At 67.9% G+C, this 23765-nt stretch carries 24 protein-coding genes and 1 pseudogene; 9 read left to right on the top strand and 16 right to left on the bottom strand.

What is annotated here, in order from left to right; all coding sequences use genetic code 11:
* Nucleotides 1–74 precede the first annotated feature (74 nt).
* Complete coding sequence (locus tag AC1DHX_RS02695; protein WP_230008092.1) at nt 75–698, top strand: transmembrane-type terpene cyclase; 624 nt, start codon at nt 75–77, stop codon at nt 696–698.
* Here the strand turns inward: AC1DHX_RS02695 and AC1DHX_RS02690 are convergent.
* From AC1DHX_RS02690 to gluQRS, 4 genes and pseudogenes are all read right to left on the bottom strand, one after another.
* Complete coding sequence (locus tag AC1DHX_RS02690) at nt 688–1419, bottom strand: NADP-dependent oxidoreductase (RefSeq protein ID WP_476899841.1); 732 nt, start codon at nt 1417–1419, stop codon at nt 688–690. The genes AC1DHX_RS02695 and AC1DHX_RS02690 overlap by 11 nt on opposite strands.
* An 86-nt stretch (nt 1420–1505) precedes the next feature.
* Nucleotides 1506–1646, bottom strand: a pseudogene (locus tag AC1DHX_RS02685) (NADP-dependent oxidoreductase); the annotation flags it as partial.
* A gap of 44 nt (nt 1647–1690) precedes the next feature.
* Nucleotides 1691–2386 carry an HD domain-containing protein gene (locus tag AC1DHX_RS02680; protein WP_476859589.1) on the bottom strand — a complete coding sequence of 232 codons (696 nt, stop codon included), beginning with the start codon at nt 2384–2386 and terminating at the stop codon, nt 1691–1693.
* 9 nt (nt 2387–2395) lie between these two features.
* A complete protein-coding gene (gene gluQRS / locus AC1DHX_RS02675; RefSeq protein ID WP_476859590.1) occupies nt 2396–3343 on the bottom strand; it encodes a tRNA glutamyl-Q(34) synthetase GluQRS in 948 nt (315 codons plus the stop codon).
* 333 nt (nt 3344–3676) lie between these two features.
* Here gluQRS and AC1DHX_RS02670 point away from each other — a divergent pair, with 333 nt between their 5' ends.
* Nucleotides 3677–4135 (top strand): Lrp/AsnC family transcriptional regulator, encoded by a 459-nt coding sequence (locus tag AC1DHX_RS02670; RefSeq protein WP_176803545.1) that lies wholly within the window; start codon nt 3677–3679, stop codon nt 4133–4135.
* A 14-nt stretch (nt 4136–4149) separates the two neighbouring features.
* Here the strand turns inward: AC1DHX_RS02670 and AC1DHX_RS02665 are convergent, their stop codons facing one another.
* Nucleotides 4150–4605, bottom strand: a complete 456-nt coding sequence (locus AC1DHX_RS02665; protein WP_079555658.1) for an Lrp/AsnC family transcriptional regulator — start codon at nt 4603–4605, stop codon at nt 4150–4152.
* 117 nt (nt 4606–4722) lie between these two features.
* On the opposite strand from AC1DHX_RS02665, the gene AC1DHX_RS02660 reads away from it, so the two are divergent.
* Nucleotides 4723–5385, top strand: a complete 663-nt coding sequence (locus AC1DHX_RS02660) for a LysE family translocator (RefSeq protein WP_028277561.1) — start codon at nt 4723–4725, stop codon at nt 5383–5385.
* 21 nt (nt 5386–5406) lie between these two features.
* On the opposite strand, the gene AC1DHX_RS02655 is transcribed toward AC1DHX_RS02660, so the two are convergent.
* The 6 genes from AC1DHX_RS02655 to AC1DHX_RS02630 all read right to left on the bottom strand — a co-directional run bounded on the left by AC1DHX_RS02655 (nt 5407) and on the right by AC1DHX_RS02630 (nt 11094).
* The gene (locus AC1DHX_RS02655; RefSeq protein ID WP_028277562.1) at nt 5407–5763 is read right to left on the bottom strand and encodes a nuclear transport factor 2 family protein; all 357 of its coding nucleotides are present in this window, start codon (nt 5761–5763) and stop codon (nt 5407–5409) included.
* A gap of 81 nt (nt 5764–5844) precedes the next feature.
* On the bottom strand, nt 5845–6894 hold the full coding sequence (locus tag AC1DHX_RS02650) for a hypothetical protein (RefSeq protein WP_476859591.1): 1050 nt from the start codon (nt 6892–6894) through the stop codon (nt 5845–5847).
* Nucleotides 6895–6927: 33 nt separating this feature from the next.
* Nucleotides 6928–7428 (bottom strand): DUF456 domain-containing protein, encoded by a 501-nt coding sequence (locus AC1DHX_RS02645; protein WP_223914964.1) that lies wholly within the window; start codon nt 7426–7428, stop codon nt 6928–6930.
* Nucleotides 7429–7593: 165 nt separating this feature from the next.
* Nucleotides 7594–8787: an NAD(P)-dependent malic enzyme gene (locus AC1DHX_RS02640; RefSeq protein WP_374208206.1), complete on the bottom strand. Its 1194-nt coding sequence runs from the start codon at nt 8785–8787 to the stop codon at nt 7594–7596.
* Nucleotides 8788–9089: 302 nt separating this feature from the next.
* Entirely contained in the window at nt 9090–9647 is a 558-nt protein-coding gene (locus AC1DHX_RS02635) for a TetR/AcrR family transcriptional regulator (RefSeq protein WP_476857711.1), read from the bottom strand.
* 181 nt (nt 9648–9828) lie between these two features.
* Nucleotides 9829–11094 (bottom strand): MFS transporter, encoded by a 1266-nt coding sequence (locus tag AC1DHX_RS02630; RefSeq protein ID WP_476859592.1) that lies wholly within the window; start codon nt 11092–11094, stop codon nt 9829–9831.
* 154 nt (nt 11095–11248) lie between these two features.
* Here AC1DHX_RS02630 and rraA point away from each other — a divergent pair, with 154 nt between their 5' ends.
* The 3 genes from rraA to AC1DHX_RS02615 all read left to right on the top strand — a co-directional run bounded on the left by rraA (nt 11249) and on the right by AC1DHX_RS02615 (nt 15163).
* Nucleotides 11249–11725 carry a ribonuclease E activity regulator RraA gene (rraA, locus tag AC1DHX_RS02625; protein WP_476859593.1) on the top strand — a complete coding sequence of 159 codons (477 nt, stop codon included), beginning with the start codon at nt 11249–11251 and terminating at the stop codon, nt 11723–11725.
* Nucleotides 11726–11827: 102 nt separating this feature from the next.
* Nucleotides 11828–13486 (top strand): MDR family MFS transporter, encoded by a 1659-nt coding sequence (locus tag AC1DHX_RS02620; protein WP_476851446.1) that lies wholly within the window; start codon nt 11828–11830, stop codon nt 13484–13486.
* A 201-nt stretch (nt 13487–13687) separates the two neighbouring features.
* On the top strand, nt 13688–15163 hold the full coding sequence (locus AC1DHX_RS02615) for a sugar porter family MFS transporter (RefSeq protein WP_223914958.1): 1476 nt from the start codon (nt 13688–13690) through the stop codon (nt 15161–15163).
* A gap of 120 nt (nt 15164–15283) precedes the next feature.
* Here the strand turns inward: AC1DHX_RS02615 and AC1DHX_RS02610 are convergent, their stop codons facing one another.
* From AC1DHX_RS02610 to AC1DHX_RS02590, 5 genes are all read right to left on the bottom strand, one after another.
* Nucleotides 15284–16510 carry an MFS transporter gene (locus AC1DHX_RS02610; protein ID WP_028277571.1) on the bottom strand — a complete coding sequence of 409 codons (1227 nt, stop codon included), beginning with the start codon at nt 16508–16510 and terminating at the stop codon, nt 15284–15286.
* A gap of 38 nt (nt 16511–16548) precedes the next feature.
* A complete protein-coding gene (locus AC1DHX_RS02605; RefSeq protein WP_223914957.1) occupies nt 16549–17013 on the bottom strand; it encodes a MarR family winged helix-turn-helix transcriptional regulator in 465 nt (154 codons plus the stop codon).
* A gap of 184 nt (nt 17014–17197) precedes the next feature.
* Nucleotides 17198–18346, bottom strand: a complete 1149-nt coding sequence (locus AC1DHX_RS02600; RefSeq protein WP_476859594.1) for a mannitol-1-phosphate 5-dehydrogenase — start codon at nt 18344–18346, stop codon at nt 17198–17200.
* On the bottom strand, nt 18346–20316 hold the full coding sequence (locus tag AC1DHX_RS02595) for a PTS mannitol transporter subunit IICBA (protein WP_476851444.1): 1971 nt from the start codon (nt 20314–20316) through the stop codon (nt 18346–18348). Before AC1DHX_RS02595 ends, AC1DHX_RS02600 begins: the two co-directional genes overlap by 1 nt.
* A 58-nt stretch (nt 20317–20374) precedes the next feature.
* Nucleotides 20375–21103, bottom strand: coding sequence for a TetR/AcrR family transcriptional regulator (locus tag AC1DHX_RS02590; protein ID WP_028277575.1), 729 nt, complete (start codon nt 21101–21103; stop codon nt 20375–20377).
* 184 nt (nt 21104–21287) lie between these two features.
* Between AC1DHX_RS02590 and ptsP the strand changes: the two genes are divergently transcribed.
* The 3 genes from ptsP to AC1DHX_RS02575 all read left to right on the top strand — a co-directional run bounded on the left by ptsP (nt 21288) and on the right by AC1DHX_RS02575 (nt 23762).
* Nucleotides 21288–22973 carry a phosphoenolpyruvate--protein phosphotransferase gene (ptsP, locus tag AC1DHX_RS02585; protein WP_223914954.1) on the top strand — a complete coding sequence of 562 codons (1686 nt, stop codon included), beginning with the start codon at nt 21288–21290 and terminating at the stop codon, nt 22971–22973.
* Nucleotides 22974–22995: 22 nt separating this feature from the next.
* Nucleotides 22996–23418, top strand: a complete 423-nt coding sequence (locus tag AC1DHX_RS02580; protein WP_476859595.1) for a helix-turn-helix domain-containing protein — start codon at nt 22996–22998, stop codon at nt 23416–23418.
* 74 nt (nt 23419–23492) lie between these two features.
* On the top strand, nt 23493–23762 hold the full coding sequence (locus tag AC1DHX_RS02575; protein WP_476859596.1) for a hypothetical protein: 270 nt from the start codon (nt 23493–23495) through the stop codon (nt 23760–23762).
* The last annotated feature ends 3 nt before the right edge of the window (nt 23763–23765 follow it).

The raw sequence follows: 23765 nt of genomic DNA, 5'->3' as shown, positions 1-23765 counted from the left end.
TGGGGCTCTGCATGGGCGCCAAGTGACCCCGCGTTGCAGTCATTGCCGAGCAGTCATTGCCTAGTGGAGGCAGCGTGATCCTGTTTCTCACAATTGTGAGCGGCCTGGCCTGGACCGTGGTCTACGTCGATGCCATCCGGATCGGTTTCAAGGACCGGAGCTACGCGATCCCGGCCGCCGCGCTGGCCCTAAATTTCGCCTGGGAGGCCATCTACGCCATGCGCTCCATCGCGACGGGAATCACCGCCCAGGGGGTCTTCAATATCGCGTGGGGACTGGCCGACGTCGTGATTGTGTACACCTTCCTGAAGTTCGGCCGCTCCGAGCTGCCGGGCTGGGTGACGCGGCGGCTGTTCATCGGCTGGGCGCTCCTGCTGGGCGTCACGTCCTTCGCGGTCCAGCTGCTGTTCGTCGTCCAGTTTGGCTGGGACGACGCGGCCCGCTACGCGGCGTTCCTGCAGAACCTGCTGATGTCCGGGTTGTTCATCGCCATGTTCGCCGCCCGGGGCGGCACCCGCGGCCAGACCCTGCTGATCGCCGTGGCCAAGTGGGTCGGCACCCTCGCGCCCACGATCGCGCTGGGCTGGTACGGCAACTCGCCCCTGATCCTGGGCGTGGGGGCGCTCTGCAGCGTCTTTGACCTGGTGTACATCGGCCTGCTGTGGCGGGCCCGGCAGCCGGGAGCCGCTAGAGGGTGACGACGATCTTGCCCTTGGCGTGGCCCTGTTCGAGCGCGGCGAAGGCTCCCCCAATGTCCGCGAACGGGTAGGTGCGGTCCATGACCGGCTGCACGTGGCCGGCGTCGACGAGGGCCGCCAGGGTGCGCAAATCATCCCCGCTGGGGTGCATGAACAGGTAACGGTAGCTGGCCTTCGCCTTCCGGGCGCGGCGGCGGATGCCCATGCTCATCAGCCAGAAAGCGGCCGTGATCATCGGCGGCGAGCCCAGGTCTTTCGTCGCGGTGAGCGGCTCGGGAACGCCGGCGATGGATACCACCCTGCCGCCGGACTTAAGAATGCGGAAGGAATCCCTGAGGGTCACGCCGCCGACCAGGTCCAGGACCGCATCGAAATCATGCAGTACCGCGGAGAAGTCCTCCCGGTTGTAGTCGATGACGGCGTCCGCCCCCAGCCGGCGCACCAGCGCCTCGCCGCGGGCCGATGCCGTGGTGGTGACCTGGGCGCCGAGATACTTGGCGAGCTGGATGGCGAGTGTTCCCACCCCGCCGGCGCCGCCGGAAATGAAGAGCCGGGTGCCGCGGCCCACGGCAAGTTCATCGCGGAGGGCCTGCAGCGCCGTGAGCCCGCCCAGCGGCAGTCCTGCGGCCTCGGCGAATCCGAGCGACGCCGGCATGGCGGCCACCAATTCCTGCTGCACGCACACCAGCTCGGCGAAGGCTCCAAGCCTGGCCTTGTCCACCCGGGCGTAGACGCGGTCGCCGATGGAAAAGCGGTTGGCCCGGGTCCGATTGCATCCACCGTCCCGGCGAGTTCGCAGCCGGCCACGATCGGCAGGCGGACATGGCTGATGGGCCGGAGCGCGCCCCGGCGGAACTTGAAGTCCACCGGGTTCAGCCCGGCCGCGGCGACCTTGATCCGGACGTCACCCGGGGCGGGCTGGGGAACCGGAACATCCCGGAGTTTCATCGCGTCCGGGCCGCCGTAGCGTGTGAGGACGTAGGCGCGCATGCTCAGTCCCGCGCGGACCCGGTGTCGCCGGCCGGAGCATCGCCCGGCGCAGCTTCCGCGTCTGCTGCAGCGGCCGTTGCCGGGGCGTCTGTTGCCGCGTCTGCTGCCGGGGCGTCATAGGAGAGGAACTCGTAGTCCGTGTCGTCCGCCTCGTCGAGCATGTCGTCGAGTTCGTTCAACAGCCAGGGATTGATCCGGGCCAGGATTTTCCGGGTTTCCTCGACAGGAACGGCGGCGTAGAGCACCGGGCGGGCATCGTCGTAGCGGGTGACCGGGGGCTTGTCCGGCCACTTCTCGGCCAGCGCCTTGACCCGTTCGGGCAGCGAATTGTGCGCGTTGTCGGCAATCTTCACGAGCGTGGCGTCGTGGTCCTCGGCGATGTACCGGATGCCGGCCTGGTAGTCGTCCGGGTTCTCATGCAGGCGCTTAGTGACCCGTTCGATGATGTCCGCGGCACGCTCGGAGACCCCCATGTCCAGCAGTGCCTGCCGCGTCATCGGGGTGTCCTCCGCGATGTCGTGGAGGTACCCGGCGATCCGGATGTCGTCGTCGAAGTCCGCCAGGGAGTCCCCGACGGCGAGCACATGTTCCCGGTATGGCCGCTTGAGCTTGTCCTTCTGGCGGTTGTGGGCCACCTCGGCCAGGACCTTGGCTGTCTCGACGGTGAAGCGGGGCTGAGGGTGTGCAGGCTCGGTCATGAATCCAGCCTACGCGCCGCGGCTGTCCGTCCCTGCCCGGAGGCCGGTTCCCTGATGCGCCCCCTTGTGCGCTCCCGGTACCCCGGGCCACACCCAGGGCTCGCGGGGCAGAGCCGCCGGGTCGAAGGCGGCGAGGATATCGTCGAGGCGGCCCGGCGGGAGGCCAAGGGAGTCCAGCAAAGTGTCCCGGACCTGGTCCGCGCCCACCCCGGCCAACGCCAGGTCGGCCAGCGTGACGGCGCCGTCACGCTTGGCCAGCCGGGCGCCGTCGGCGTTCAGTACCAGCGGCACATGCGCATATTCCGGAACAGGCATATTGAGCAACGACGCCAAATATGTCTGCCGCGGCGTGGACGGCAGCAGGTCATCGCCGCGGACCACCTGGTCGATGCCCTGCGCGGAGTCGTCCACCACCACGGCCAGGTTGTAGGCGGTCACGCCGTCGTTGCGCCGGAGCACGAAGTCGTCGACCACCCCGGTGTAACTGCCGTGGAGCACGTCCCGCACCGTCACCTCGGCCACGGTGGAGCGGAGCCGGACAGCCGGCGGCCGGGCGGCCCGCTTGGCCTCGCGCTCGGCGCCGCTGAGGTTCCGGCACGTTCCCGGGTAGGCGCCCAGCGGAGCGTGCGGTGCCGAGGGGGCCTCCTGGATTTCGCGGCGGGTACAGAAGCACTCATAGGTCATGCCGGCCGCCGTCAGCTCCGCGATCGCCCCGTCATACAGGTGCTCACGCTCCGTCTGGCGCACGACGCCGCCGTCCCAGTTCACGCCGATCGCCGCCAGGTCGCGGAGTTGCTCGGCCTCGGCGCCGGCCCGGGCACGGTCCAGGTCCTCCACCCGCAGCAGGAACCGCCGCCCCGTGGACCGGGCGAACAGCCACGCCAGGATGGCCGTCCGGAGGTTGCCGACATGCAGTTCGCCGGAGGGACTGGGGGCGAAGCGGCCAGCTGAGGTCATGGGATAAGCCTATGCGGAGCAGCACAAGAGCCCCTCAGCTACCGATGACTTCGGGAAATCCGGCGTCGGTGGCTCAGGGGCTCGTGCCGCGAGTGCGTTGTGCGGAATGACGATGCGTGAACAAGAGTCAGTCAGCGGCTGGTTCCTTGCGGGAGCCTCGTCCGGGGTCCGGGTGGTGTGCCGGGATGTCCGTAGCCTTCGGGATCGTGGCGGTGGCCTCGTCCCCTTGTTGTCACCATTTGAGCAGAAGCCCTACAGTTGGTGCAACGGACCGGCCCCAGAGTAGTCAATCTGATCAACCACAGCCCGGACCGCGAACAGAAAGTGGTCATTTTGCAGGAGCTCGACGCGACGGACCGGCGGATCCTCGCCGCGCTGGACGAAGATCCCCGCGTGCCGGTCATGGTGCTGGCGCAGAAGCTGGGCCTGGCCCGCGGCACCGTCCAGTCCCGCCTGGAACGGATGTCGGCGTCGGGCGCGCTCCGGCCGAACAGCAGCCGAGTGCTGCCGTCCGCCCTGGGCCGCGGCGTGGCGGCCGCGGTCAGCGCGGAACTGGACCAGAGCCACCTCAACGAGGCAATCGCCGCCCTGCGCAACATCCCTGAGGTGCTCGAATGCCACGCCCCGGCCGGCGACACCGATCTCCTGATCCGGGTGGTGGCCAAGAGCCCGGACGATCTCTACCGCGTGTCAGAGGAAATCCGGCTGTGTCCCGGAATCGTCCGGACCTCAACGAGCATGTTCCTGCGCGAGGTCATTCCCTACCGGACCACGGGACTGCTCGGCGCCTGAGCAGGCGGCCGCGTCTAGACCGGCGGCCCGGCGTTGGCCTTCAGGTTCTTCATGACCAGCGTTGACGTCAGTCGCTCGACGCCGGGCAGCGAGGTCAGTTCACTGTCGTAGAAACGCTGGTAGGAGGGCAGGTCCTCCGCAATGACCTTGAGCAGGTAGTCCGGCGACCCGAAGAGCCGCTGGGCCTCGACGATGTTGGGATTGCCGGCCACCCGGCTCTCGAAGATCTCCATGGTGGAACGGTCCACCTGGCGCAGGGTCACGAACACGATCGCCTCGAAACCGAGCCCCACGGCGGCCGGATCAATATCCGCCCGGTAGCCCCGGATGATCCCGGCGGCCTCCAGATCCCGCAGCCGGCGATGGCACGGAGCCACGGTCAACCCCACCTTGGCCGCCAGGGCCGTGGCAGTCATCCGGCCGTCCGATTTGAGGTAACGCAAGATACTTCTGTCAATGGCGTCAATCACGCAATTATCTTACCCAATTGCGGTGATTCTTCAGTAAATAAGCGAGCACTTCCCGGCCGAATTTGCCTAGAGTTTTTCTTGTACCCGCCACGGGGTGCCGCATTCCTGGAGCCCGCCATGAACCCCCAGCTTTTCCTCGCCTTCCTGGTTGTCGCCGTCGCCCTGGCATGCACCCCCGGCGTCGACTGGGCCTATTCGATCGCGGCCGGGCTCCGGCAGCGCAGCTTCGCGCCCGCCGTCGCCGGTCTTTGCGGGGGCTACGCCCTCCACACGGCGTTGCTTGTGCTGGGCCTGGCGGCACTGCTCGCCGGGATGCCCGGCGTGCTGGGCTGGCTGACCGCGGCGGGCGCCCTCTACCTGCTGTGGCTGGGCTTCAGCACCCTGCGGTCCTGGCGCGGGGCCAGCTTCAGCACCGGTACCGCTGCTCCCGGTGCCGCCACACCCGCGAGCCAGTTCCGGGTCTTCCTCCAGGGCATGGGCATCAGCGGGATCAACCCCAAGGGCCTGCTGTTCTTCGTGGCCCTGGTGCCGCAGTTCGTCAGCCCTGACGCCGCGTGGCCGGTTCCGGTCCAGTCGGGTCTGCTCGGGCTGACCTTCATCCTGCTCGTGGGCGTCATCTACAGCTGTGTGGCACTCCTGGCGCGGAAACTGCTGCAGGCCAGGCCGGGCGCAGCGCGCCAAGTGACGCTGGCCAGCGGGATCATCATGCTGGCCCTGGGCGCCTTGCTGCTCGCCGAGCAGATCGTGCCCGCCCTCAGCGCAGCCATGACGCACGGGTGAGGGCGCGAATCCGCCCTGGGGCTACTTGCGCTGCATGTACCACTCGGTGAAGGACGACGCGCGGCCGTCCGCGGTCAGTTGGATGACCCACAAGTTGTCATAGCTCCGGCTGTTGCCGCGGTACGTCGTCAGGCCCTGCACAAACGCCCGGCCGCCGTCGACCCCCAGCAGCTTCCATTCAAACATCCAGTCATCCGGCTCATCACGCCCGGCAAGCCAGTGCTCCACGATATCGTCCCGGCCCTGCCATGGTTCGGCTTCCTGGGGGCTGGTCGCATAGATGGCGTCCTCGGTAAACAGCGCCCGGATGTCCTCCGGATCGTTCGTCGTCCACGCTGTGATGTAGTGCTGCATCCAGCGCTCCACCGCATCTCTCATGCCTCGTTTGTACTCCCCGCCCCAGGGGCCCGCAAGAGTAGTGGATACGTGGATTTGGCCGCGATCGGGCGTGGAAGCCCGTCAGTCGTCGTCAGCGCGCCCGTATTCGCGGTCCCAGAGTTCGTGCATTTCGGCGTCTTTGCGGATGGCTTTCACGGCCTCCAGCTGTGCCGGTTTGTGGCGCTGCCAGTCCCGGCCGCCGAGGGTCTTGCGGCCCGCCTCGAGGAGGAGCAGGGCGGTGTCAGTCAGCGCGTCGCTGCGGAGGGTGAAGTCAGTCTTCCTGCGCCGCAGGACTTCCTGCAGGGCCGAACGGGAAGCGGTGTAGGCGCCGAGCCTGCGCAGCGACCGGGCACGCACCAGCAGCAGCGCCGCGGACAGATCGTCCGCGTTCAGCAGGCCCTCGGTCTCTGCCACCACGTCGACGTCGCGTCCCAGCTCGGCCTCCAGCGAACAGCGCGCCAGGGCGAGCGGCAACGACGGCGGCAGGCCGGCCAGCGCCGCCAGCGCCGCCTCCGTCTGGCCGGTCTCGCGCAGGGAATGGGACAGCGCCAGGAACACGGCCTCCTCGGAGAAGAGCACCGGAACCTCAATCCGCTCGGCCACCTCCACCCTGGTGACCACGCCGGCCAGGTATTCACCGGCGTAGCGGTTGGCGTCCTCGTCGTTCCGCAGTCTCAGGCCGTGCTGCAGGAGTTCGGACGCGCGCAGGTGCCCGCCGTGGGCGTACGCCAGCAGCCCGGCCATGAGGTAGCACACCCCCGCCCAGCCGGGGTAGGAGCGGGCCAGGGTTATCAGGCGGTCAGGATCGGTGCTTCCGAAGACGGCGGAGTGCACGGCTTTCATCCTCTTGGCCGAGGCCCGGCCCCCTACCCTGCCCAGCCGGGGCACCCCGCCTTCGGCGGCCAGCGTCCCGGGTGCCCGGCCCGCCATGAGTCCGGCCACCGCGCCGCCCACGGTGCCGGCCAGGCCGCGGACGGGTGTCCGGACCACTACCTTGCGGAAGGGCGTCAGGTCGCGGGTGTCCGTGTACGGCCCGCGCTGGCCGTCGGGACTTTCGCCGTCAGCAAGCTGGCCAGCGGGAATGCGGCCGTCAGGAATTTGGGGGGCGGATTCGCCAAGTCCGGCGCTCATTCCCCCATGGTAGTAGGCTCCGGCAGGCCGCTGCTAGGCCGCCGAGGCCACCCAGAGGCCGATCACCCAGGTGCTCGCGGCGAGGCACGCGAGGCCGAATTCCACGATCATGCCCAGGCCCGTGGCCTTCAGCGCGGCCCAGCTCGAGGCCACTGCGGTGCCGAACACGCGGGTGCGCTGCAGCTCGCTGAGCAGGAGCCCGGCGGCGAAGCCCACAAAGAGCCCCACCACGGGGATGACGAACATGCCGGCCACGCCCAGCACGAGGCCCACCACCACGGAACGGCTCGGGATGCTGTGCTGCTTGAGCTTCCGGCCGGTCAGGACGGTGCTGGCGGCCATGCCGGCCAGAACGAAAAGCATCCCGATCCCGAAGACCACCCAACCGGTGGTCCCGGCGCCGCCCCACAATGCCCAGGCAAGCAGGCTCGCCCCGATCAGGATGCTGCCGGGCAGAACGGGAATGATCGTCCCGGCAACGCCCACCACGATGGCGAGGCCGCAGAGCACTGTCACGACAATCTCGGGGTTCATGGCCCCAGTCTATGGCCGGGCCCCGGGCTGCCGTTGACGGCCCCGGGGCCCGGAATGCCGGCGCCTAACTTCCGGACGGCTCCAGGAACGACAGCGGCGGCGCCCCCCCCTCAGGGAAGCGCCGCCGTCGTCGTCCGGTGTCGGATGCCTTCTGACGCGGTCCGGCTACTCGGCGGCCACCGCCGCGGCGACTGCGGCGGAGACCGCCGGGGCCACGCGCGGATCCAGCGGGCTGGGCACGATGTAGTCCGCGGAAAGGTCGTCCTCGGCCAGTTCCGCGATGGCCCGGGCCGCGGCGAGCTTCATGGCCGGCGTGATCCGGCGGGCGCCGGCGTCGAGGGCGCCGCGGAAGATGCCGGGGAAGGCCAGGACATTGTTGATCTGGTTCGGGAAGTCGCTGCGTCCGGTGGCGACGACGGCCGCGTACTTGCTCGCGACCTCCGGCAGGACTTCCGGGTCCGGGTTCGACAGGGCGAACACGATCGAGCTGTGGTTCATCAGCTTGAGGTGCTCCTCGTCCAGCTTCGAAGAGGAGACCCCGACGAACACGTCGGCGCCGAGCAGCGCCTCCCCCGGGCCGCCTGTCACGCCACGAGGGTTGCTGCGGGCGGCGAGCTGGGCCTTCTTGCTGGCCGGATCGGCGGCGATGTCCGCGCGGTCCTTGTTGATGGTGCCGCGGGAGTCCAGGAGGACGACGTCGCCGATTCCGGCCGTCAGCAGGATTTCGGCGACCGCGATCCCGGCGGCCCCGGCGCCGGAGACCACCACACGCAGGCTGTCGAGGGTCCGGCCGGTCACCTTGGCGGCGTTGGTCAGGGCGGCGAGGACGACGACGGCGGTGCCGTGCTGGTCATCGTGCATGACCGGGCAGTCCAGCGCCTCGATGAGTTTCTCCTCTAGTTCGAAGCAGCGGGGCGCGGCGATGTCCTCAAGGTTGACGGCGCCGAAACTGGGGCGCAGCCGGACAAGTGTCTCGATGATTTCGTCGACGTCGGTGGTGTTGAGGACCAGCGGGATGGAGTCGAGTTCGCCGAAGGCCTTGAACAGCGCGGACTTGCCCTCCATCACGGGCAGCGAGGCGCTGGCGCCAATGTTGCCCAGCCCCAGCACGGCCGTGCCGTCGCTGACCACCACCACGAGGCGCTGGGCCCACGTGAGCGTCTTGGCGAGCTCCGGGTTGGCGTGGATGGCGCGGCTGACCTGGGCGACACCGGGCGTGTAGGCGATGGAGAGGTCGCGCTTGCTGGCAAGCGGGACGGTGCTGGAAATCGACAGCTTGCCGCCCTCGTGGGATGCGAAGATTTCCTCGTCGCTGAGCACGGCTACTGGCTCAGCCGGGGAGGTGGAATCGGCGGGAATGATCGTTTCAGTGGACACGTCGTTGTCTCCTGGGGCTCACCGTGGGCGCACGGCTCATGGAAGCTCAAGCAAGGATGCTCAAGTTGGTCTGGCAGGGGCGGCGGCGACCAGAGGTGGCGGTCGCCGGTGTTTCCCCGATTTGCCGGCATCAGCCGGCTCCGGTCCAGCAATGGTAAACAGGGCATCGCGCCCGTTACGCCCGCGGGGAGCGTTACCCACCCGTGGTGAAACGTTTCTTCTCCAGAATATGTGACCCGGATCACGCGCGGGAGGGCATATTCCGGGCCGCTGGTCTAGACCAGTTACGCGGCCTGCGGGGTCCGCTGCAGGAGGGAACAGGCCTTCTTCAGGTCCTCCTCCGCTTCGAAGAGGGACAGCCGGCGGCAGCGGACGGCCTGGACCAGGCCCGTAACCGTCAGCAGCAGGACCCGGGCCACGGCCGGGTCGCCGCACGCCGCCGTGACTGCCTTCTCGGCCGTCGCATCGATCTCGCGCAGCAGCCGCGTTGTGTCGTTGTCCTTGACGTAGACCGCCCGGTTGAGGGACTGCTCCACGGCGGGCTGCATCAGGCGCATGTGGAAGATCTCCATCACCACTCCCGCGAGGGCCTGGGCCGCGACCTTGCCGGCCGCCGGCGAGCTCCCCGCGAGCAGTTCGCCCAGTTGCTTGCGGTACAGCGCCAGGACCAGCTGGGTGGCCGACGGGAAGTAGCGGTACAGCGTCCCCAGTGGCACGTCCGCCTTGGCCGCCACCTCGGACAGGACCACGGAGTCCAGGCCCTTGCGGGCAAACCCCGCGGCGACATCTAGGATCCGCACGTAACGGAGCCGCTGCCGGGGCAGAGTGGGTGGAGGGGCCATCGGTGGAAGATCTGAGTGAAAATCAGGCATCAGCAGCGTTCCGGGGGTCGTTTTTCTCGGCAGCCGGGCGCGATCCGCCCACCGCGCTGCCGCGGCAATTGCCGTCCACTATACGCCACGAATCCGGGCGCCCGGCGAGGAGACCGGGGCTCCGAGGCCCCCTGCACGGAACGCGGGCGGCTCAGTCCACGCCCTTGATCTTCACCACGAACACGGCCCCCAGAAGCCCAATCACGGCGGCCGCCAAGTACAGCGCCACATAGCCGCCCCAGCAGGCAACAAAGGGGTACGCGATCAGCGGGGCGAGCACTTGCGGCAGCGAGTTGGCAATGTTGATGACGCCAAGATCCCTGCCCCGGTTCAGGGCCGTGGGCAGCACCTGGGTAATGAGGGCAAAATCCACCGCCAGATAGCAGCCGAAGCCGATGCCGAGCACGGACGCGCCGACCAGCGCACCCGGCCAGGTGGGCGCGAACGCAAGAATGAGGGAGGCTGCGGCGATCACGGCGGAAGAGATGATGACCAGCGGCTTCCGGCGGCCCAGGCGGTCGCTCAGCCGGCCGCCGACCACGCTGGTGATGATCACCATGACCGCATACAGGCCTGTGAGGATCAGGACGCCAAACTCGGGCTCGATACCCTGGGTTTCGCGGACGCGGACGGCGTCGTTGAGGAAAAACAGCAGGTAGAGGGTGATCATATGGTTGCCGATGTTCACCAGGAGCCGTGTCAGCCAGGCCCAGGCAAAATCCGGATGGCGGGCCGGGGAAATCCAAAAACCCCGCACAAAGCCGCCCAGACTGAACGGCGGACGGGCCTGCGCAGGCAGCGGAACGTCGTCGTTCTTGAAGTAATAGAGCACGACGCCGGCGAGCAGCGCCACCGCGCAGACAACATACCCCGCGGCGAAGTTTCCGGCGACGGCGGCGGCGATCACCGCCCCTGCCAGGATTCCCGCTGTCTGGCCCATGGCGGCAAGGCCGCCGACGGTGCCGCGCTGGGGTACCGGCACGCGGTCCGGGATGGCCGCCGTGATGGCCGCATAGGCGCCGTTGCAGCCGGCCTGGACGAGGCACCAGAGCAGCGTCATTGCGGCAACGCCCGGGGCGCCGGCCAGCGCGATCAGGGCCGCGGCACCCAGGACGGCACCGAAGAGCACCCACGGCACCCGCCGCCCCCGGCGCGCGGTGGTCCGGTCGCTGAAGGCGCCGAAGAGGGGGTTGGCCACCAGGGACACGGCCGCACCCGCACCCGTCACGAGGGCGAGGATGGCTTCCTTGTCCGGTTCGCTGAAGGCTGCCGCCTGTTGGCCGAGGAGCACCTGGAGCGGGCCGAAGAATGCCGCGTTGATGCCGACGTTGACCAGCACCACCCCTGCCGTCCAGACAGGCCGGACGCGGCGTTCGGGTTCGGCGAGCGCCGGCGCGGTGGTATCGGACATGCTCATGGCTCCCCCTGGAACTGATGATCAGGCATATGTATCAGTGCGCAGCCAGACTACCGGGACTCGGCAGATCTGGGCGCAATGTGCGAGTCTCGGTCATGAAACACGCTGCCAACCCGCTCTGCCACGCCATCCGGTTAACACTCAAGGAGTCACTGTGAACGCTTCCGCCCTGAATACCGCAGACCTTTACGACGAGCGCGGCGGGGAGCTGGAATCCGTGTCGGTGCAGTTCCAGTCCCTGGGCGGGCACACGCATTTCAGCGGGCCGGTCCGGACTATCCGCTGCTTTGAGGACAACGCGCTGGTCAAGTCCGTGCTGGCCGCTCCCGGCCACGGCTCCGTCCTGGTGGTCGACGGCGCCGGTTCCCTCCGCACCGCACTGATGGGGGACATGATCGCGGCGAGCGCCGTCGCGAACGGCTGGGCCGGCGTCGTTATCAACGGTGCCATCCGGGACCGGCTCGCCATCGCGGGGCTGCCGCTCGGGGTTAAGGCACTGGGCAGCAACCCGCGCAAGAGCGCCAAGAACGGCGCCGGGGCAATCGACGTGCCCCTGGAAATCGACGGCGTGGCCATCCGCCCCGGCGTGATGATCTGGTGCGATCCGGACGGGATCCTGGTCGAACGCTAAGGACTTTCTTCTCCCCGAGGTAGTGGCGGGAACAATTCAGCCAGTAACATAGTTACTGAAAGCAACTATCCGCTTAATCCCCCACTTCACCTTGGAGCAGTCATGTCCAAAACCACCTCCGTGCGCGCCGCGGGAGAGGTCCTGACCCACCGTCAGACCATCACCGTCATGGTGGGACTCATGCTCGGCATGTTCCTGTCTTCGCTGGACCAGACGATCGTGTCCACCTCGATCTACACGATCGCCAACGACCTCGACGGGCTCTCCCTGCAGGCCTGGGCCACCACCGCCTACCTCATCACCTCCACGGTGAGCACGCCGCTCTACGGCAAGCTCAGTGACATCTTCGGGCGCCGCCCGCTGTATCTCATCGCCATCGTGATCTTCCTCGCCGGTTCGCTCTACGCCGGCTCGGTCCACTCGATGACCGAGCTCGCCATTGCCCGCGGCATCCAGGGCATGGGCGCCGGCGGCCTCCTGGCCCTCGCCCTGACAATCATCGGCGACATCGTGCCGCTCAAGGACCGGGCCAAGTACCAGGGCTACTTCATGTCGGTCTTCGGCATCTCCTCCGTCCTGGGCCCGGTGATCGGCGGCGCCTTCGCGGGCACCGAAACCATCCTCGGGATCGACGGCTGGCGCTGGGTGTTTCTGATCAACATCCCGATCGGTCTCGCGGCCCTCACGGTGGTGTTCATGTACCTGCACCTCCCCGCCAAGCACGTAAAGCAGAAGATCGACTACTGGGGCGCCGCGGCCATCACGCTGGCCATTGTGCCGCTCCTCCTCGTGGCCGAACAGGGCCGCACCTGGGGCTGGAGCTCCGCGAACTCCTACCTCTGCTACGCACTCGGCGTCGTGGGCATCATCGCGTTCCTGCTGGCCGAACGGCACGCCGCCGACTACGCGCTGATCCCGCTCCGGCTGTTCCAGAACATCACCTTCGGCCTGTCCTCGCTGCTGAACTTCATCATCGGCATCGGCATGTTCGGCGCCATCGCGATGCTGCCCATGTACCTGCAGCTGGTCAAGGGCCTGACCCCCACCGAGGCCGGCCTCATGATGATCACTTTCACCGTGGGCATCCTCACCGGCTCCATCACAGCGGGCCGGACCATCTCGGCCTCGGGCACCTACCGGATCTTCCCGATCCTTGGCACCGCAACGCTGACGGCGGCCGCCGTCGTCATGGGCCTCTCCCTCGGCGTGGACACCCCGCTGTGGGTCCCCGGCGCCATCGCCGTGTTCTTCGGCCTGGGACTGGGCTTCTGCATGCAGCCCCTGACGCTGGCCATGCAGGTCTCCGTGCCCTCGAAGGACATGGGCGTGGGCACTTCCTCCGCCGCGTTCTTCCGTTCCATGGGCGGCGCGGTTGGCACGGCAGTGTTCATCTCGATGCTTTTCAGCCTCGCGGCGGACAAGATCGCCACGGGCATGAAGGACGCCGCGCAGAATGCTGACTACCTCAAGGTGCTCAAGGATCCGGCCGTGGCCGCCGACCCGGCCAACGCCCAGCTCTACGACTTCTTCAAGAACGGCGCCAGCAACGACTCGCTCAACGACACCAGCTGGCTGCACACGGCCAACTCGACGCTCACCCGTCCCATCGTCGAGGGCTTCGCGCAGTCGATCGACGCGGTCATGCTCACGGCCGCCGTGCTCACCGGCATCGCCTTCCTGATCACGTTCGCCCTGCCGAACAAGAAACTCACGGACCCGAAGGCGGTTGCCCGGGAGGGCGCCGTGGCCGCCGCCCACTAGGTGGTCCCGAGGTCTGGAACACGACGACGGCCGGCAGTCTTGTGGACTGCCGGCCGTCGTCGTCTGTCCTCAGCCGCAGCAGCGGCAAAGTGTATGTTTCGTCTCACTTTCCAGTGGTTGTGACAGGGGGCACGCGGGGGCGGGTGTAAGACTGGGTAGTTGCGGCGAAGGCCGTGGACCGCGAACTGCCAAGGGAGCCGTATGACCACCACCCATGACCAGACCGCCGCCAAGATCCCAAAAAGGGTCATTTGGCTGGCCGTAGCGGGCGCCGTCGGCGGCTTCCTCTTCGGCTTTGACTCCTCCGTCGTCAACGGTGCCGTCGACGCGATCAAGGACGAGTTCGCCCTCAGCGAGGCCGTGACCGGCTTCGCCGTCGCCGTGGCCCTCCTCGGCTGCGCGGCAGGGGCCTACCTGGCCGGCAAGATCGCCGACCGCTACGGCCGGATCCCGGCCATGAAGCTGGGCGCGCTGCTGTTCCTGGTCAGCGCCATCGGCACCGGGTTCGCGTTCGGCGTCTGGGACCTGATCTTCTGGCGTCTGGTGGGCGGGCTCGGCATCGGCCTGGCCTCGGTGATCGCGCCGGCCTACATTTCCGAAATTTCCCCCCGCCACGTCCGGGGCCGCCTGGCCTCGCTGCAGCAGCTGGCGATCACCACCGGCATCTTCGCCGCCCTGCTCTCCGACGCCGTGTTCGCGACGTCGGCCGGCGGCGCGGACCAGGCCCTGTGGCTTGGTTTGGAAGCGTGGCGCTGGATGTTCATGGCCGCCGCCGTTCCCGCGGTCGTCTACGGCTGGATCGCCTTCACCCTGCCCGAATCGCCGCGGTTCCTGGTGTTCCAGGGCAAGGACGAGGAGGCCCTCAGGGTCTTCAAGTCGATCGCCCCGGACGAGGACTCGGACCGGCACCTGCGCGACATCAAGAAGGCCATCGACGAGGACAAGCTTGCCGGCCAGAAGGGATCCCTGCGCGGCAAGGCCCTGGGCCTGCAGCCGGTGGTCTGGATCGGCATCATCCTGTCCGTGCTGCAGCAGTTCGTCGGCATCAACGTGATCTTCTACTACTCCACCACGCTGTGGAAGGCCGTGGGCTTCCAGGAAAAGGATTCGCTCACCATCTCCGTGGCCACCGCCGTCACCAACATCCTGGTCACGCTCGTGGCGATCGCCCTGGTGGACCGGATCGGGCGCCGTCCGATCATGCTGGCCGGCTCCATCGGCATGGCCCTCTCGCTGGGCACCATGGCGCTGGCCTTCGGCTCGGCCACCGGGTCCGGCGACGCGATCTCGCTGCCCGGGGCGTGGGGTCCGGCGGCGCTGGTCGCCGCCAACGTGTTCGTCATCAGCTTCGGCGCCTCCTGGGGGCCGCTGGTATGGGTGCTGCTGGGGGAGATCTTCCCGTCCCGGATCCGCGCCCGGGCCCTGGGCCTGGCCGCGGCCGCGCAGTGGATCGCCAACTTCGCCATCACCCTGAGCTTCCCGGTCATGGCCGCGGCCTCCCTGCCGCTGACGTACGCCATGTACGCGCTGTTCGCGGCGGCGTCGTTCTTCTTCGTCATGTTCAAGGTCCCGGAGACCAACGGCATGTCCCTGGAGCAGGCCGAAACCCTGTTCGTGCCCAAGGGATCCGCGAAGGAAGCCGCCAAGGAATCCGCGAAAGAGTCCGCCAGGGCCTGAGCCGGCGCTTCTGTGAGGGCCGCCGCGCCTTCAGCGTTCCGACAAAAGAACGCCCATGCTTGCGAGGAAGCATGGGCGTTCTTTGTCACCTCAGCGGGTTCTGCGCAACACCGGGTGTTGCTACACCACGTGCGGCTCGTGCGCCGCCAGGTAGCGGCGTCCGCCGAAGACGACGGCAATGGCGGCCACCATGGCCAGCGCGCCGGCGAAGAAGGGCACCTGCGGGCCGAAGTGCTCGCCCAGCTGCGCGGCGGCAAACGGTGCCAGGGCGCCGCCCATCCAGCGCACAAAGTTGTAGCCGGCCGAGGCCACCGGCCGCGGCGAGTCGGAGACGCCCATGGCCAGCTCCGTGTAGATGGTGTTGTTGATGCCCAGGAGCGCCCCGGAAATAACCACGAGGACGACGACGGCCGGCACCGAGTGCCCGGCGGCCAGGCCCAGTCCCACAAGGTCGAGCATCAGCAGGACGAGCGTGCCGGTGAGGACCCGGACCGCTCCGAAGCGGTTCTGCAGCACGGGGGCGGCAAACACTGAGAAGACCGCGACGGCCACACCCCAGCCGAAGAACACCCCGCCGATCCCGTAGGCGTCCATGCCGAGGATGAAGGGCGTGAAGGCGAGGACGGTGAAGAAGCCGTAGTTATAGAACAGGCCGCTGGCCGCCGTCGTCCGCAGCCCCTTGTGCCCCAGGGCCAGCAGCGGATCCCGGAGCCGGACTTTCCGCTCGGGCAGCGGCGTCTTGGGCAGCAGGGCAATGAGCGCGATGAAAGCGGAGGCCATCAGCACGGCCGTACCGAAGAACGGGGCGCGCCACTGCCAGCCGCCCAGCAGTGCGCCCAGGAGCGGGCCGAGGGAAATGCCCAGGCCGAGCGCGGCCTCGTACAGGATGATCGCCGTGCCGGCGCCGCCGCTTGCGACGCCGACAATCACGGCCAGCGCCGTGGCCACGAACAGGGCGTTGCCCAGCCCCCAGCCGGCGCGGAAGCCGATGAGCTCAGCCACGCTGCCCGACGTGCCGGACAGGGAGGCGAACACGACGATGACCGCCAGCCCGATCAGCAGCGTCCGCTTCCCGCCGATCCGGGAGGAGACGTAGCCGGTGATCAGCATGGCGACTGCGGTCACCAGGAAATAGCTTGTGAAGAGCAGCGACACCTGGCTCGGCGAGGCGTCCAGGTTCTTGGCGATCGCCGGCAGGATGGGGTCCACCAGCCCGATCCCCATGAAGGCGAACACCGCCGCGAGGGCCGTGGCCCACACCGCCTTGGGCTGTTTGAGCAGTGAGGCCTTCTCGGCCTCGAGGGTTACTTCCGCTGCCGGCAGGGTGTCGGCGGGCTGGCCGTGCATGGGGGCACTCCTAAGTGATTGGAATTGTTGGGTGAAGATCAGGCAAGGAGCGTCGCGTTGATCCTGCCGATGACCGGGAGGGCGGCCGCGAGGGCGGCGCGGTCTTCGCCCGAAAGGGACGAGAGGACGCCGGCCATGACGGTGTTGCGGCGCTCGTTGGCGGATGCGACGGCGGCGAGGCCGGCGTCCGTGAGGGTGACCCGGACGGCGCGGGAATCGTCGGGGTCCGGCTCGCGCCGGGCGAGGCCGGCGCGCTCGAGCTTAATGATCTGCTCGGTGGCACTGGGCACCTTGACGCCCAGGTTCCGGGCGATTTCGCCTACCCGCACGCCGCCTGCGGCGGGCCCGGCGTCCAACAGCATCTTGAGCATGCTGAGCTGGGCGGCGCTGAGTTCGCCGTCGGCGTCCAGGCGGCGGACGAGGTAGATGCTGTGGCGGAGGGCCTCGCGGAAGTCCTCGGCGAGAGCGAGGAGGCCGGGGTCAGCCGGTTCACTGGCGTTCATAGTTAGGTAGCCTAACAGTTAGGCAACCTAATGGTCAACAGTCAGTCCCTCCCTCACTTTTCGCGTCAAAAACACAGACCCTCCCTCACCAGAAGTGAGGGAGGGTCTGTGTATCGGACAATCATCTGAGGGAGCGTCGTCCAAAACCCGCGCGATCTGAGGGAGCGTCGTTGGGCTGGGGCGGCTAGACGACCGCCTTGGCCTCCTCGATGAGTGAGGAGACGGCGGCAAAAAGCGGGTGGTCCGCCGGCAGGCCAGTGATCTTCTCCGTGGCCTCGTCCGGCGTGGACGCGGAGAGGATTTTCGCCAGCTCCACGGCCTCGGCGTCGGCCGGATCATTGAAACGCAGGGCGGCGGCGATGGCCCCGAGCAGCGCCTCGGGGACAATTCCGCGTTCGGCCAGCTCGGCAGCGGGACCGATGAAGCGCTCGTGCCGGCTGAGTTTGCGCAGCGGGGCACGGCCCACCCGCGTGACGGTGTCCGGCAGGTGCGGGTTCGAGAAGCGGCCCAGGATTTTTTCCACGTACGCCTCCTGCTCGGCCCGGTTGAAGCCGTGCTTGGCCACCAGCAGCTCCTTGGTTTCGTCCAGGACGGCGCGCACATCGGCCGCGACGTCCTGGTCGGCCATGGCCTCGGAGATCTTGCCCAGGCCGGCCTCGAATCCGAAGTAGGCCGCCGCCGCGTGCCCCGTGTTGACGGTGAACAGCTTCCGCTCGATGTACGGTGCGAGATCGTCCACGAACGTCGCGCCCGGGACCACCGGCTCCTTCCCGGCGAACGGGGTACGGTCGATCACCCACTCATAGAACGTCTCCACCGTGACGTCCAGGCCCTGCCCGGCCTCCTGGTTCGGCACAATCCGGTCCACCGCCGTGTTGGCAAACACGGCGGCCGCGTCCAGGGCGCCCGCGGCCGGATCCCACTGGGCAATGACCTCGGACTTCAGGATGTCCGTGGCGTTGATCGCGTTCTCGCACGCCATCACCTGCAGCGGCGCCAGCCCGGCGGCACGGGCGGCAATCCCCTTGGCGATCACGGGCGCCACGAACTTCAGGATGTGCGGCCCCACGGCGGTGGTGACGATGTCCGCCGTCGCGATTTCCGCGACGACGTCGGCTTCCTGGGTGCCGGAGTTCAGCGCCCGGAAGTTGTTGACGGTACGGACGGCGGGGTTCTCTCCGACTTCGTGGATCTCGTAGCTGTCCGCGGCGGCCAGCTCGGTGATGAGGGCGTCCGCGACGTCGGCGAACACCACCTCATACCCTGCGTCGTGCAGCAGCAGGCCCACGAAGCCGCGCCCGATGTTTCCGGCTCCGAAATGAACAGCCTTCACTAGGAGTTGACCTTTCCGAACAGGGCCAGCACTTCGTCAACCGTGGTGGCCGCCTCGAGCTGGGCCACCTGGGCCTTGTTGGTGAAGACCTTGGCGATTGAGGACAGGATGTGCAGGTGTTCATTGTTGACGCCGGCCACACCGACGACGAACTTCACTTCCTTGCCGTTCCAGTCGATGCCGTTCGGGTAGCGGATAACGGAGACCGCCGACTTCATGATGTGGTCCTTCGCGGCGTTGGTGCCGTGCGGGATGGCCAGGAAGCTGCCCATGTACGTGGAGACGGATTCCTCGCGTTCGTGCATGGCGTCCACGTAGCCGGAGTCGACGGCGCCGCGGTCCAGCAGAAGCTGCCCGGCCTCGTCGATCGCGGCGTCCCGCGTGGTCGCGTGGCCGTTGAGGACGACGCTTTCGGCCACCAGGATGCCGGCGGGACCCTGCTCGGCTTCTGCCTCGGCGGCCGCGGGGGCGGTGCCGGCGGCGGCCGCGGCAGGGGTCGTTTCCGTGGTGCCGGCTTCCGTGTTGCTGGCCTCGACCAGTTCCACGATCTCGTCGTACCGCGGGCTGTTCATGAAGTTGTCCACAGAGACATGCACGGCGCTGGCGGTCGCGGGCTTGGCCCGTTCGGTCAGGTCCTGGTGGGTGATGACGACGTCGTACGTGTCGGTGAGGTTGGCGATCGCGGAGTTGGTGACCTTGACGTCCGAGAAGCCGGCGGCCTTGATCTTGTTGCGGAGCACCGAGGCGCCCATCGCGCTGGAACCCATGCCGGCGTCGCAGGCAAAGACGATGTTCTTGATCGGGGTGGCGAGGACGGCGACGCCGCTGGCACCCACGCCCTCACCGATCAGGGCTGCGGACACCGAGCTCTTCTTGCCCTTCAGGGCCTCCATCCGGTGGGTGGCCTGATCGAGGTCGTCTTCGGCGGGCGCCTTGCTGGCTTTCAGGACCACCGAGGCGATCAGGAAGGACACCGTGGTGGCAAAGAGGACGGAGAGCGTCACGCCAACGTAGCTGTCGCGTGCCGTAGAGGCGTAGACCGCGATGATGCTGCCCGGGGCTGCCGGGGACCGGAGTCCAGCGCCGGTGACCACGAGCGTGAAGATGCCGGTCATGCCGCCGCCGATTGCGGCGAAGATCGTCATCGGCTTCATCAGGACGTACGGGAAGTAGATCTCATGGATACCGCCGACGAACTGGATCACGGCTGCGCCCGGCGCGGACGCCTTGGCCAGACCCTTGCCGAAGAATGAAAAGGCGAGCAGGATGCCGAAGCCCGGACCGGGGTTGGCTTCGAGCAGGAACAGGATGGACTTGCCCTGCTCGAGCGCCTGCTGCGTGCCCAGCGGGGTGAGGATGCCGTGGTTAACGGCGTTGTTGAGGAACAGGACCTTTGCGGGCTCGATGAAGATGCTCGTGAAGGGCAGCAGGCCGTTGGTGACCAGGAATTCGACCACGGCGCTGGCGCCATTGCTGAAGGCCTTCACGATCGGGCCGACCACCAGCATGCCCACGACCGCCATGGCAGCGGCAACGATGCCTGCCGAGAAGTTGTCGATCAGCATTTCGAAGCCGGGCTTGACGCGGCCTTCCCAGATCTTGTCCAGCTTCATCATGATCCAGGCAGTGAGCGGGCCAAGGATCATGGCGCCGATGAACATGGGGATGTCGGTACCGACGATGACGCCCATGGTGGCCACCGCGCCCACCACGCCGCCGCGCACGCCGTAGACCATCCGGCCGCCGGTGTAGCCGATCAGCAGCGGGAGCATGTACGTGATCATGGGCCCGACAAGCTTGCCGAGCTCCGCATTGGGGAAGAAGCCGGCCGGGATGAAGAGCGCCGTGATGAAGCCCCAGGCGATGAAGGCGCCGATGTTGGGCATGATCATTCCGGACAGGAACGTCCCGAATTTCTGGACGTGTACGCGCATGCTGGTGCGTGGTTTCGCAACTGTCTCTGTTGCCATGTGAGTTCCTAACCGTCGTTCCCGCTGCATTGCAGGATGGTCCGATAATTTCGCCGAGCTAGCTGGTGGAGCTGTTGGAGATCCGGTGGAGCCATTCGAGGAAGAGCTTGAGTTCCGAGCTGGAGAGCTGGTCCGAGTGGGACGCCTGGAGTGCTGCATTCAATGCGATGGCCGCCACAACCACTGAGGACTTTCCGCTGTCCACAGAACCGTTGTCCCGGGCCTGCTCGGTGGAAACCGCAAAGATCATGGCGTCGCGGGTCATGGCGGAGAGCTCGAGGTTCCGCTCCGGCACCTTTTCCGCGATCAGCATGAGGGTCATGCCCACATTGGCCGCCAGGATGGACCTGGCCGCCTCCTTGGGCGGGACGTTGAGCTGGCCGGAGACAGCCGCCTTGTTCAGCATTTCCTCCATAAGGGCCTCGGCATCGGCGACGATGGCCGGGCGGCTCTCAGGGCGGATATTGCCGAACATGACGAGGTACAGTTCCGGCTGTTTCAGCCCGAACTGGACATGGTTGTCCCACATCCTCCGGATGTCCTCCAGAGGTTGGCCAGAGGGCGCGAAGTCACGTTCGCCCGCGACATATTCGTCGAAACCTGCTGCGACGACGGCGTCGAACAGCCCTTCCTTGTCACCAAAGTGGTGGTAGAGGGTCGGTGCCGTGACACCGGCCAGCTGCGTGATCTGGCGGGTCGAGACTGCGGATCCGCCGGAGTTGGCCAGCAGCTCGGCGGCCGCACGCAGCAGCCGGGCCTTGGGTGGTAGCTGGCCATCGATACTCATAACCGCTACCCTAGCACCTATAGCAACGCTATATGAACTGCATCACATACAATTTTTCCAGGTGCCGTGACCCGCCCGCTGCCGCAGCCGTCAGCCGCAGGCGCAGATGATCAGCAGGGTCGCTGCGGCACCTGGTTTACCGGCTTAGTGGCCACTGGCCTACGACAGAAAATGAGGACCTTCAGTGCAGAACTTCCCAGGAGTAGGCGTTAGCCCGGGCCGCATCATCGGTACCGTCCGGCAGATGCCCAAACCGATCAGCGAACCGCCTGCCGGAGAGCAGCTTCCCGCCGGCGTCACGGCGGAGGACGCGACGGCGGCGCTGAAGGCCGCGGCGAAATCCGTCCACGACGAACTGAAGGCCCGGTCCGAGACCGTCTCGGGCGACGGCAAGGCCGTCCTCGAGGCCACGGCCCTCATGGCCACTGACACCATGCTGCTCAAATCCGCCGCCAAACTGATCGGCCGCGGCACCTCCGGGCAGCGTGCAATCTGGGAAGCCGGCGCCTCGGTCTCGGAGATGCTGCACAACCTGGGCGGCTACATGGCCGAGCGCGCCACGGACGTCCTGGATGTCCGCTCCCGGATCGTGGCGGAACTGCGCGGAGTCCCCGCGCCGGGCATTCCCGTGTCCCCCACCCCGTTCATCCTCATCGCCGAGGACCTGGCCCCGGCCGATACCGCCACTCTGGATCCGGAAAAGGTCCTGGCGCTGGTCACCGCCGGTGGCGGCCCGCAGTCCCACACCGCGATCATCGCCCGCTCGCTGGGCCTGCCGGCCGTGGTCGCCGCCGTCGGGGTCGACGAGCTCGCCGACGGCACCGAGGTGTACGTGGACGGCGCAGCCGGCCTCATCACCGCGAACCCGGACGAGTCCCAGCGCGCGGCCGCAGCCCACTGGGCCGCCACGGCGTCGCTGCTTGCCGCTTTCGACGGGACCGGCACGACGGCGGACGGCCACCTCGTGCCGCTCCTGGCCAACGTCGGCGGCGCCAAGGACGCCGTGGCCGCGGCCGGCCTGAACGCCCAGGGCGTGGGACTGTTCCGGACCGAGTTCTGCTTCCTGGAGCGGGACACCGAACCGACCGTGGAGGAACAGGCCGCCGCCTACCAGGGCGTCTTCGACGCCTTCCCGGGCAAGAAAGTGGTGCTCCGCACGCTCGACGCCGGCGCGGACAAGCCGCTGCCGTTCCTGACCGACGCCACCGAGCCCAACCCGGCCCTTGGCGTCCGCGGCTACCGGACCGATTTCACCACGCCGGGGGTCCTGGAGCGCCAGCTGCAGGCCATTGCCCTGGCGGAGAAGGCATCCGAGGCGGACGTCTGGGTGATGGCCCCGATGATTTCCACCGCTGAGGAGGCGGCCCGCTTTGCCTCGCTGTGCACCGCGGCAGGGATCAAGACGCCCGGCGTCATGGTGGAGGTCCCGTCGGCGGCGCTGACGGCCGAGGCCATCCTCCGCGAGGTCGGCTTCGCCAGCCTGGGCACCAATGACCTCACCCAGTACGCCATGGCGGCCGACCGCCAGCTCGGCCCACTGGCCGCCCTGAACACCCCCTGGCAGCCGGCCGTACTGCGGCTCGTGGGCCTGACCGTGGAAGGTTCCGCGGCCGAGGGCCACAACAAGCCGGTGGGCGTGTGCGGCGAGGCCGCGGCGGACCCTGCCCTCGCCGTCGTCCTCACGGGGCTGGGCGTCACCACGCTGTCCATGACGGCGCGTTCCATCGCGGCCGTCGCCGCCGTGCTGAAGACCGTCACCCTGGCTGAAGCCCGGGAGCTTGCCAAGCTGGCCTTGTCCGCGCCGAGCGCTACCGAGGCCCGGGCCTGGGTGCGGGCAAAACTGCCGGTCCTGGAGGACCTTGGGCTGTAGCTGCTGCCGCTAGGATGCACTCATGGCACTGATAGCCCCCCGGGTGACGGCCGGCCTCCCGGCCGAGGATGCGCAGAAGCTCAGGTACGCCCTCGACGGCAGCCACGACATCACGGTGTTCGTGGACGGCACCGTCCACCGGCTGCCGCCCGCGGCGCGGGACGCCGTCGTCGATCTGCTGGGCCGCTTCAGCCGCGGCGAGGCCGTGACGGTCAGCAGCGTCGAGGAAATGCTGACGACGTCCCGGGCCGCGGAGCTTGCGGGGATCTCGCACACGTATTTGCGGAACATGACCGACCGCGGCGAGATCCCGGTGGAATACCGCGGAACGCACCGCCGGATCCGGCTGGCCGACATCATGGCGTGGCTTGAAACGCAGAAGAAGAACGGTGCGGACGCCGGGACGCCGGCCGGCCAGGATGACGAGGCTGCCGGTGCTTCATGAAGCAGTGATAAGGATCAAGCAACGATCCCGGTCCGGCGCGAAAGCACTGATATCCCGCGGGTTAAGCTTGGAATGTGGGTAAATTCAGAGGGTGGCACATCGTGGCAGGGATCGCCGCCATGCTGCTCGCTGGCATCTTCGGAACCGCGATGGGCCTGAACAACACCGCCACGTATCTGGCCAGCGGCGTCGCTTTCGTAGCGGTGTCGCTCTGGGTGGACAGCCGGATTTCCCGCCGCCGCAGTGCCGCCGGCATCGCCGGCCCCGGCCAGGACGCTGGCCACGACGCTGGCCACGACGCGAAGCCGGCCCTCGACGCCGACCCCTCCAAGCGCGAGGGCTAAGCG

The organism is Arthrobacter sp. 05N33_2 (genome assembly GCF_056397425.1).
This window is presented reverse-complemented; position numbering and strand designations above follow the sequence as displayed.